The organism is Sphingobacterium sp. UBA7253 (genome assembly GCF_002472745.1).
Taxonomy (GTDB): Bacteria; Bacteroidota; Bacteroidia; order Sphingobacteriales; family Sphingobacteriaceae; genus Sphingobacterium; species Sphingobacterium siyangense.
The window spans coordinates 1-10612 of record NZ_DKSP01000026.1 but is presented as its reverse complement, the minus strand read 5'-3'; the positions used below and the strand labels follow the sequence as shown (position 1 = coordinate 10612).

The following is a 10612-nucleotide window of genomic DNA, read 5'->3' as shown; positions in this document are numbered from 1 at the left end:
CTATTCCTCCCCTTTCTACGTGTGAATCGATCCATTCATGAATATAAGGATTTCTCATCAACGCTTGAAATTCATCTTTGATATACCTTCTTACCTCATCATCGCAATTCTTCAATTCATCCCATAATGTTCCCCTATTTTCCAAAACAAACACGATATCTTCAAAATCATGGCTAATTCTTCCATCACCACCACCACGGCTCTTAAATGCTTCGAGCTTAGTAGCAATAAAATATGGGGCGGACAATATCCTGATATTTTCGCCTGCCGATATCGCTAGATTTTGGGCGTGCTCGAACCCTCCCGGATACCAAATATTATTGAAGCCAATTGAAGGATCGTTGGTTGGCATGACATCTACGATAATACCTTCAATTTTAAATCGGCATATAATGCCGGATTCTACATCATTTGTAAAGCCGATTTCTCTTAATTTATCTTCTAGTTCCTGCCGTTGTTTATAGTTAAGGATTTCTATAATTACATCTATGTCATCCGTCGGGCGGATCTCTTGGACCTCTCGGTCAGCGTATAATGAAACGGTTGCGCCTCCTACAAATACGACCTGTTCCCTCAGTTCCTTAAGGGCATTTGCTACCGCCCGTATACGGACTATGTTAGTATGCTCCGACATGTTCTATTGCTTTCTTTAAATCATTTTCCGCAAAATTTATCTCTCTTACCCTGCCAACTCGTATAACATCAAGTAAAGCCAGTAACTTATATAAATGTTGATCCGACATTGCGGCTTTGATTTGATTTGGATAGAAGGGTTCAATAGCCTGTCCCATTTCTTTGCCATCCGACGAAGGCCAAACATATGGTTGGCTGCTATGGATCAGTGTCTGCATATATGGATGGGAATGGGCTGTAGGTATTCCTCTCGTTAGTATGCCGGGCTGAGCCGGAAATACATACCGCATTCCATGAATAAGAAAGTCCATAAGATTTAGTTTATTGACACGACGCTTATCATGACCTATCAATCCGGCATAATGGCTTCTTTCAAGAGATTCTGATATCTCCGACGGGCTGATATATAAACTTTGCGCAAGATCCTTTGCATGCCAAAAAGTATCGCCTAATATTATTACTTTAAGGAGAATCACCAAATCTTGGGGTCTCATCCCATTGTGTTTCCGTCTCATAATTACGAAGTCATTACTTTTGTTATAATATTGTTATAACAAAAGTAATAAATTAATTTGTGATTCGCGAATCGCAAATTACAAATTTATAAGATTGCGGCTTTACTATTTTTCTACCTATGACCTGTCCATTGGGATGACCAACAAGTTGGCCGAGCCATTCCAGGCTATTTTTTTAGAAATGCTTGTTTTGAATAGGCTAGCTAATAGTCCTTGCTTTTTATGGAATGAAAGTATGAGATCAATATGTTTCTCTTTGGCATATTCTTCAATACCTAGTGCAATATCATCATGGCTGATGTAGTCATAAATCGGATGATATTTATCTAGGCGTTCATGGAGGTGCTTTAATTCCTGTGCCAAGTCTGCGGCTGAACCTTCTTTTTTAGCAACATTCAACACATACAATTGTGCATTGAACGTATCTAACACCTGATCTAAATTGAATAAATCCAGCTTTCTGTCTACCTCCTTCAGATCGGTTGTAGCCAACACATTTTTGGGGACGGCAGGATTTACCTTATGGGAAACGATAAGCATGGGCTTAATGCAGATGTCCATCAGTGTAATAGCATTACTTCCGACCAGGATCTTAGCAAAACCTGTTTGTCCGGTGATACCCAATGCCACAAGGTCAATGTCGTGCGATTTACACATGTCGTTGACTCCCAATGGCAGATCAACATCTTCCATCTGATGTGTAAGTTCCACTTGTGGGGGGAACAATAATCTAATTTGGTCAAACCATGCTGTCAGTTCTTTCTCTTTAACCTCTTTTACCTCATCATTAACAATGACAATAGGTTCGTTATTGACAATGGTAACACTGTTGTACGTATGGTAGATAATAACCTTTTGCGTTTTCCAGGCTTCTGTACATAGGGCTACTTGTTGTGCTGCCAGAAGAGCATTTTCTGAAAAGTCAGTTAACAGGAGGATACGTTTCATGATGTTCTTTTTTATACGTTTAACTTCTATAACCTGGTTGGTGCATCCTGTCCTGCAAAATCTTTAGCGTATGAGCTATGGGAATCATTCGGACTTTAAGCAGTACCGGTATATTACTAAAACAATGAATGTAGCGATAAGTTACAAAGAAAACGTGAATTTAATGTTAAACTCTCCCTATTGTGATGAGGGTCATAGAAAAAGGCAACCGCAGTTACGGTTGCCTTTCATTTTCTAGCTTTTGAAACGTTGAAATTACAACGGTTTTTTTGTTCCAAAGTTGATGATATAATCGGTCATCACTTTGGCACTTTCATCTTTCACAAAGTCAAGATCGATTTTAGGTTGGGACTTACCTTCCTCCCAAGCTGGTTTACCCTGCAATTTCAATAAAGCGTTGATGCGGTCCCTATTTTTCTTGAGGTTGTCATCTTTCTCTTTCTTGAATTTGTTGAGTTCCAATGGAATTTTAACATCCTCATCTTTTTGAGCTTCTTCAATATCCTCTTTCAGATACTTATATTCCAATGAGTTTTTAATGCGTGCCTCATGCATTGCTTCTAATTTTTTGTCAACAGCACTTAGATCAGCTACTTTTTTGAAATTGCTCGATTGGATCTGATCCCAAGGGAGCGCTGATTTTTCTGAGCTCTCGCCAAATTTCTCTGCGGAGAACTGAGAAGGGAATACGATATCTGGTGTAACCCCTTTATGTTGTGTACTACTACCGTTTACACGATAGAATTTACCTAGTGTGATATTGATCTGGCCATATTGAGGAGCACCTTCTGGGGTGTCCGGATCTTTTTCACCTGAGGCCTTTAGCAATAAGCGGCTGGTTGGGCTAATAACGCGTGACATGTCGATTGCCGATTGCACTGTTCCTTTACCATAACTTTGAGATCCCAAGATAATACCTCTTCCATAATCTTGAATAGCACCGGCAAAGATTTCAGAAGCCGAAGCCGAGAAGCGGTTGATCATGATGCCCAATGGACCATCCCAGGACACACCCGCGTTTTTATCTTCTTCGACATCGATGTTATTTTTTGTGTCTCTTACTTGTACAACTGGACCTTTATCGATAAATAAACCTGTTAAATCAATTGCTTCCGGTAAGGAACCGCCACCATTGAATCGCAAATCGATAACCACAGCATCTACTTTTTCCTGTTTCAAGGTGTCTAAGATTAACCTAACGTCTCTCGTTGTGCTCTTATAGTTTGGATCGCGTCTTCTGTAAGCTTCAAAATCCATGTAGAACTTCGGAATATTGATGATACCCACTTTGTACGTTTTTCCATCGGCACCTTTGACGTTCATAATCTCTTTTTTCGCAGACTCTTCTTCAACGACGATTTTCTCACGTACAAGGGATACAATCCGTGGATGAGAGTTCATTGGCTGACCAGCAGGTATAATTTTCAGGCGAACAATGGTTCCTTTTGGACCTTTGATTTTTGCTACGGCTGCATCAAGTCTCCAACCAATAATGTCTTCGAATTCACCATCTTTACCTTGGGCTACAGCAATAATCTTATCATTGACGTGAATGCTCTTGTCTTTGAATATTGGTCCACCAGGGATAATTTCGAAGATGCTTACGGCCTCGTTGTCGACGACAAGTCTTGCACCGATCCCTTCAAACGTATTGGCCATTCCCTCATTGAATGCCTGTGCAAATGATGGGTTAAAATAAGACGTATGTGGGTCAACAGCATCGGTCAATGCTTGCATGACCACTTGAAAAGCATCGTTGGCATTGGTTTTTTTTGCCTGCGAGATCAAATTAACATAGCGTTTCTTTAGTGTTTCCACCTGTTTGGTCCTCGCGCTGTCGGTCGATTTACCACTCGCGGTTTCTAAGTTGAGCAGATCGTATTTAACGCGTTTACGCCATTGGTCGTTGGCTTCATCTGCCGTTTTGAACCAGCCTAATTTTTCACGGTTAGGTTGGTAATACTCATCCTTCGTATAATCCTGTTTCTTGTCGATTTCTGAAAGTGCATATTGCATTCTGTCCAGGTATCTCTTTGAATAGACATTAAAAATATGGAATGCAGCAGAAAGATCTCCATTTTTGATATCCTGCGCAAGATTGTTTCTGTACGCTTGAAATTCATCAATATCCGCTTGAAGCAAATAATTTTTTCCTTGATCCAAACTTTTGATCAGATTATCGTATATGATGCCCGATATCGAATCATTCATTTTGACCTTTTTGTAGCTCGCATTTTCCAATAATCCAGAGACTTCTTTAGCAATAATCTGATGTTGCGTGCTCGGTTTAAGCCCTCCATCATCAGGAAGTGCTACCCGTGGTTTTGAACCACAAGAAACAATGGATACAACAAAAAGTGCAAATATGAGTTTCCTAAACATATTTTCGACGGTTTTAATAATCATTCTTTTTAAAAAATATTCAGCTCCTATTGATGAGCGTGCTAAATTTAGTGAAATTCATAGCACATTACCGCAGAATCTAAAAATTTATTTGATTTATCCTTTAATATTTACAAAAAGCTTAAAATCTCTTTGTAGACTGCTCTTTCAACAGACCAATGGAAGAGGCAGATTGTTTTAAATGTTTCAATTGTACAATTCATTTTTTAACTGCGTATAGGCTTTGTAGGTCTGATCAGCAGATGGATAATCTTTTAGCACAAGATACACCTCACCGAGTTTGTCCAATATCGCAAGTGAGAGCTGTTTGTTATTTTCATCAGAAGCCAGTTCAGCAGCCTGCACAAATTCTTTGATCGCTACCTTATAATTACCATCTTTTTGCTTGGATGAGGCCAACAGGTATTCAATCTCAGCGAGCTCGCTACTTAGTTTTTTGGCATTGGCCAAATCGCGGGCCTGTAGCAGAAACCACTGTGCCTCGGTAAATTTATTTTGCTTAAAATAAATCTCGGCAAGCATTTCCCATGCAAAAATCTTCCCCTCATAGGCTTTGGCCTTATTGAGCAAAGGGATCGCACTGCGGATAATATTATTCTCGGCGGTTTTATAATTTCCCTGACCAGCTCGTGCCATAGCAATTAAAAGCCAGGCGTTGGCTTGGTCTGCATAGCTTTTGCTCTTCATCGCATAGTTATGATAATTTTGTGCACTTTCTTCTGCACGTACAAAGTCTCCACTATACAGCTGGAAATTGCTGATGTTCATATTTATTGTGGCAATATCATCCCTGTTATCGGTACGATTTGCCAAGGAAAGCGCCTGATATAGAAATTTTGAGGCGTTGCTGCTATCGTTATTTTTAATTGAAAATAAGGCTGCTTCATTGGCAAGCGCATAGCCAGCAATCCAGTTTTCAGCTTTTGTTTGCCTCTCTATAGCACTATCCCAGCTATTTGCCGCAGTGGGCATGGGGTTCATCAAATATTGAAAATGGCCCACGTTATTGGTGCTCCGCAGTTGCAATAACAGTCGCTGGAGCAGGAGCTGCCTGGCAATTTCTTTGCTGAAAGACTTCTTGTCTGCATAATTCTCTGCTAGTATTTCATTGGCCGTTTTTGGAGGTGGTAAAAAATAGACCTCTGGACCGATACCTTTAAAGGAAGCATCGTATTGTTTTATTGCGCCAGTATAATCTTTGGCGGCATCCTGTGCGATTACCTGACATGGTATATTCATGAATGCAGTCAAAGCGGTAACTATAGAAATCCAGTATTTTGTCATTCTCATAAAATATTACGTTATTATTAACGTCTACATAAATTTAGCTAAAGGACATATTTGAGCCATCTACTCCTTCATTCGATAAACCTGTACGGTCGGTTATGCGCTGCCAAAAGCAATTTACATATATCATAGCGCAAATATGACGAAAAATTGTGTGAAAAAATGTTAAAGTAATATCGAACGGCGAATGATGACCCTCAAAACTATGCGTGTGAAAGCTTGATGCTTATCGCTTTGCAGAAGTCATAATAGGAGAGTTTGGATGAATAAAGCTAAAATATTTAGTTGCTGTGCCGTTTAATTTTTAACTTTGTGTTATGGCGACACGAATTCCATTAGCAGAACGACTTAGACCGCGGCAATTGAGTGATTATGTGGGACAACAACATATTGTGGGCCCAGATGCTGTACTCTATCATGCGATCCAGCAAAAAAATATTCCATCCATGATTTTGTGGGGACCTCCCGGGGTCGGAAAAACAAGTTTGGCCTTGCTGATCGCAAGAGAACTCGACCGGCCGTTCTTTTCATTAAGTGCAATTCAGGCCGGGGTGAAAGATATTCGTGAAGTAATCGAAAAAGCCGAACGGCTGATGAACTTCAACCAAGATCAACCCATTTTATTTATTGATGAGATTCACCGTTTTTCCAAGTCGCAGCAAGATTCACTTTTAGGGGCTGTTGAACGCGGGCTTGTGACACTGATTGGTGCAACAACAGAAAACCCATCGTTCGAGGTCATCTCCGCATTGCTCTCGCGTTGCCAAGTGTATGTATTGGAACATCTTTCGGAAGAAGATCTGATTGGATTAATTCAAAAAGCATTACATGAAGATGAATATTTACAGAAACAAGCGATTGTTGTAGAAGAATATGAGGCCTTGTTGCGGTTGTCCGGTGGCGATGCACGTAAATTGTTGAATGTTCTCGAATTGGTTGTGAATGCTGCAGTATTGCACAAAGAGCCAATTACTAATGCTTTTGTATTGAAGCAGGTACAGCAAAATATGGCCATTTATGATAAAGCGGGTGAGCAGCATTACGATATTATATCCGCCTTTATCAAATCCATCCGTGGGTCTGACCCGAATGCCGCGGTCTATTGGCTTGCACGGATGATCGAAGGCGGGGAGGATCCATCCTTTATTGCACGAAGGTTGTTGATTTTAGCTTCTGAAGATATTGGCAATGCCAATCCGAATGCCTTGTTGTTGGCAAACAATTGCTTTCAGGCTGTCAATGTCATTGGGTGGCCCGAATCACGTATCATTCTTTCGCAAACGGTTATCTATTTGGCGACTTCAGTTAAAAGCAACGCTTCCTATGAAGCAATCAATAAAGCGCAGGCCTTGGTGAAACAAACTGGTGATCTGTCTGTACCGCTGCATATCCGCAATGCGCCGACCAAATTGATGAAGGACTTAAATTATGGGGCCGAATACAAATATGCACATGCCTATCCGGGAAACTTTGTCGTTCAGGAATTTCTGCCCAAAGAAATTAGTGGTGTCAAATTGTATGAGCCTGGGCAAAATTCACAGGAGGAAAAATTGAGACAGAGTTTACGGGACAAATGGAAAGAGAAATATAAGTATTAAATCAATATGTTATAAAAAACGGGCTTGGCGGGTATTTTTTGATTTTGTTAAAACTATCTTATGCCTTTGCTTGTTCTCCTAACGTTTTTCAATAGGTAGTAAACACGTTGGCACTCCCCATGGTCAGCGTGTTTTTTTTATTGTGGATCGGAGTAAATTAATTATGTTTGTTTTACAAATGTTTCAACTATGAACGTAGCGCCATTAAAACAAACAGGACGTTTGGCTATCCTAGCACTGACTGGACTTTTAGTTTTCTCTTGTAAAAAGGATAGCCCTGAACCTGAGCCTGAGCCTGAACCCGAACCAGTGGAGCGTACCGAAGCGCAGCTGATCAAAGATGATATCTATAAGTATTATAAGTTATATTCACTTTGGGACAAATCCATTCCTGATTATACCAGTGATCCTTCTCAATTCACCGATAAATATGGCTCAGCAGATTTGGTGCTCGACGCATTGAAGAAAATGACCCCAGCACATGCTTCTTATTCAGGTGGTGTATTGGACCGGTTTTCCTATATGTTGGGGCTAGATGGTTATAATACCGGAACAACAGCTTCTGGCAGGCTTAAAATGGATACGAACGACGGGTATGGCATCTATGTGCAATTGGGAACTGAAGATGGGAAGACAGCACAGCCTATCATCTATTTTGTCGAGGGCGGATCGCCTGCCCAAAAAGCGGGTTTCAGACGGTCTGATTTTATTACAGCTGTCAACGGCGATTCCGACTATTCCATTGCTGTTACCTGTACAGCTACTGGCTGCAGCATTGATGATGCCAGTGCTCGGGACAAGATGATGAACAAACTGAATGCAGCCTTGGACGCGGGTACACTTAAACTGCAGGTTAAACATCAGGACGGGACAACGATGAGCGAAGATCTTACTTACGCCAATGGTTATACGATCAATCCAATTTATAAAGATGAGGTCTACACCTACAATGGCAGTAGTGTTGGTTATTTGGCCCTGTCTTCGTTTGAAGAGATTGGCAGCAGTGCGACCAACAAAAAGAATATGGACGATGCCTTTACGAAGTTTCAAACTGCCGGTATCAAGAGCCTGATTGTTGATCTGCGTTACAATGGAGGAGGTTACGTCGAATCCTCCGTGTATGTTGCCGATAAAATCGCTGGAACCATCGGTGCGGATAAGCGATTGATGTTGACCTATGATGTAAACGATTACATCAAAAATGATGCACAGCTCAGCAAGGAATTTGCAAATACCTATTTCAGTGGGAGCAGTAGTCTCAATCTGACTAAAGTTTACTTTCTTGTGAGCGAAGGTACTGCCTCAGCGGCAGAGATGTTGATCAATGTGCTCAAACCACATCTGACCGTCGAGGTGATCGCTTCGGGTAGCCGAACCTACGGTAAGCCTGTAGGATTTTTTGAAGAAGTGATTCGTAATAAAGTCTCCTTTTGGCCAGTATCCTTTATGCTCCGCAATTCAAAAGGTGTATCTGAGTATTGGGACGGACTTAGTCCCGATAAAAGTAATGTTGATGATTATGTTTTTGTCGACTTTGGTGATAAAAAGGAGACGATGCTGGCTACGGCATTGAATGATGCTTTGCCCGGTATCACAACTAAGGCTGCATTGAATACTGTGAGCAGCAAAAGCCGCAGAAGCATTAGCCAAGGGCTGGTCAATCCCCGTCCCGAGCGCGGCATGTTCAAGAAACGCTAATCAAAAAAAGCTATAAAAAAATCCCCCAAAGGTCTCGTCGACAAATGGGTGTCCATTCCTGAAAAAGGTTTACAAAAACCGAATATTAAAATCTTAAATTTAATATTATGAAAAAGCGTATGACAAAACGTAAATCAGGGGGACAGCAAGTTTACAGTGATAGCTTCAAGATCCTCGTTTCCAGAGAATACCTTGCCGGCAAGCTGAGTTATTCGCAACTTGCCCAGAAGTACAATCTTCCGGGGGAAGCCACTCCGCGGTATTTTATGAAATGGTACCAGCAGTGGGAAAACAATCTGGAGCTGGAAGTTTCCCAGACTGTTGAGCCAGAAGACACTGGGGTGAAAAATGAGCAGGATCTCAGGGATGAACTCTTCCAGGCGAACCTCAAAATTACTGCCCTGGAGATGTTGATCAAAAAAGCGGAGGAGCTCCATGGGGCTGATTTTGTAAAAAAGTCTGGGGCCAAATCGTCCAAGAAATGAAGTCGTGTTACCAGAATGTTTCGGTCTCCAGACTTTGTGGACTATTTGGCAGAACAAGGCAATCCTACTATAAATATATGGGCAGAGAACAGGAATACTCCGTTCGCAGCGGGCTTGTGCTGGCGCGGGTACGTGAAATTCGGAAGGACTCCCATCGCATGGGTACCCTTAAACTCCGCAGCATATTGGTCAAAGAAATGGGTAGTGCGATGGTTGGACTGGGAAGGGACGCTTTCTTCAGACTGTTGCGCGAAAATGACCTTTTGGTCAAATGCAAACGCAGGTATGCCATCACCACCCAGTCCGACCACCGTTTCAAAAAGTGGCCCGACCTTGTGCAGCGCAGGCAGGCCCTGCGTCCCGAGCAGATATGGGTAAGTGACATCACCTACATCCGCATCCGGGACAAATGGATCTACCTGTGCCTGGTCACAGATGCCTATTCCCGAAAGATCGTGGGCTACAAACTTACGCACAGGCCAACAGCACAGGCCTGTATATCAGCGCTCAGGATGGCAATATCACATAGAATGTATCCACAGAGCGATCTGACCCACCACTCCGATCGCGGCATCCAGTATTGCAGTACAAATTATGTCACTATATTGCAGGAAAATAGGATTACAATAAGCATGACACAATCCGGAAGCCCGTACGACAATGCCGTGGCAGAAAGGCTAAATGGCATCCTAAAAAGCGAATATCGCATGGCTGAGACCTTTCCAGACTACAAAACGGCACTTGCACAGCTGGTCAAGGCAGTCAATATATACAATCATTTTAGGCCACATATGTCCTGCAATATGATGTCTCCCCAGCAGGCACATCAGCAATTGCAGAACCAAAAAGTTCCCAAAATGTTTCAAAGACGTAACGCTGAGTCAAAAAAGTTCCGCAGCAAAACTAGGGAAACTGTGGTTAGGGAAAGGACAACCGATAACAGTCAGAAAACGGACAATGACAACCAAATCCAGTAGAAAAAATAGGATGTAAAATCTATATAGTAATCTGTTCGGTAAATGTAAACCTATTTCAGTATAAGACA

9 protein-coding genes are annotated in these 10612 nt (G+C 41.7%); 4 read left to right on the top strand and 5 right to left on the bottom strand.

Translation table 11 applies throughout. The annotated features are described in order from the left end of the window. From B2X72_RS01765 to B2X72_RS01745, 5 genes are all read right to left on the bottom strand, one after another. The coding region (locus B2X72_RS01765) for a nucleotidyl transferase AbiEii/AbiGii toxin family protein (RefSeq protein ID WP_286848154.1) at positions 1-634 on the bottom strand (634 nt) is incomplete at its 3' end. Continuing rightward, a complete protein-coding gene (locus tag B2X72_RS01760) occupies positions 618-1148 on the bottom strand; it encodes a hypothetical protein (protein ID WP_286803548.1) in 531 nt (176 codons plus the stop codon). The genes B2X72_RS01760 and B2X72_RS01765, both read right to left, overlap by 17 nt. A 117-nt stretch (positions 1149-1265) precedes the next feature. Continuing rightward, positions 1266-2096 carry a universal stress protein gene (locus B2X72_RS01755; protein WP_286848153.1) on the bottom strand — a complete coding sequence of 277 codons (831 nt, stop codon included), beginning with the start codon at positions 2094-2096 and terminating at the stop codon, positions 1266-1268. Between the two features lie 255 nt (positions 2097-2351). Beyond that, positions 2352-4478, bottom strand: a complete 2127-nt coding sequence (locus B2X72_RS01750; RefSeq protein ID WP_286848152.1) for a carboxy terminal-processing peptidase — start codon at positions 4476-4478, stop codon at positions 2352-2354. A gap of 207 nt (positions 4479-4685) precedes the next feature. Beyond that, on the bottom strand, positions 4686-5789 hold the full coding sequence (locus B2X72_RS01745; protein WP_286848151.1) for a tetratricopeptide repeat protein: 1104 nt from the start codon (positions 5787-5789) through the stop codon (positions 4686-4688). A gap of 314 nt (positions 5790-6103) precedes the next feature. On the opposite strand from B2X72_RS01745, the gene B2X72_RS01740 reads away from it, so the two are divergent. The 4 genes from B2X72_RS01740 (at position 6104) to B2X72_RS01725 (ending at position 10544) form a co-directional block, all read left to right on the top strand. Further along, entirely contained in the window at positions 6104-7384 is a 1281-nt protein-coding gene (locus B2X72_RS01740; protein WP_046673775.1) for a replication-associated recombination protein A, read from the top strand. A 189-nt stretch (positions 7385-7573) separates the two neighbouring features. After that, complete coding sequence (locus tag B2X72_RS01735) at positions 7574-9082, top strand: S41 family peptidase (protein ID WP_286735564.1); 1509 nt, start codon at positions 7574-7576, stop codon at positions 9080-9082. Positions 9083-9189: 107 nt separating this feature from the next. Further along, on the top strand, positions 9190-9567 hold the full coding sequence (locus B2X72_RS01730) for a hypothetical protein (RefSeq protein WP_075993755.1): 378 nt from the start codon (positions 9190-9192) through the stop codon (positions 9565-9567). Further along, entirely contained in the window at positions 9564-10544 is a 981-nt protein-coding gene (locus tag B2X72_RS01725) for an IS3 family transposase (protein ID WP_157698357.1), read from the top strand. Before B2X72_RS01730 ends, B2X72_RS01725 begins: the two co-directional genes overlap by 4 nt. The last annotated feature ends 68 nt before the right edge of the window (positions 10545-10612 follow it).

Excerpts from the sequence above, each read along its gene's own strand:
- B2X72_RS01740 (WP_046673775.1), top strand. The coding sequence starts at position 6,104 with ATGGCGACACGAATTCCATTAGCAGAACGACTTAGACCGCGGCAATTG.
- B2X72_RS01730 (WP_075993755.1), top strand. The coding sequence starts at position 9,190 with ATGAAAAAGCGTATGACAAAACGTAAATCAGGGGGACAGCAAGTTTAC.
- B2X72_RS01750 (WP_286848152.1), bottom strand. The coding sequence starts at position 4,478 with ATGTTTAGGAAACTCATATTTGCACTTTTTGTTGTATCCATTGTTTCT.
- B2X72_RS01725 (WP_157698357.1), top strand. The coding sequence starts at position 9,564 with ATGAAGTCGTGTTACCAGAATGTTTCGGTCTCCAGACTTTGTGGACTA.
- B2X72_RS01745 (WP_286848151.1), bottom strand. The coding sequence starts at position 5,789 with ATGAGAATGACAAAATACTGGATTTCTATAGTTACCGCTTTGACTGCA.
- B2X72_RS01760 (WP_286803548.1), bottom strand. The coding sequence starts at position 1,148 with ATGAGACGGAAACACAATGGGATGAGACCCCAAGATTTGGTGATTCTC.
- B2X72_RS01755 (WP_286848153.1), bottom strand. The coding sequence starts at position 2,096 with ATGAAACGTATCCTCCTGTTAACTGACTTTTCAGAAAATGCTCTTCTG.
- B2X72_RS01735 (WP_286735564.1), top strand. The coding sequence starts at position 7,574 with ATGAACGTAGCGCCATTAAAACAAACAGGACGTTTGGCTATCCTAGCA.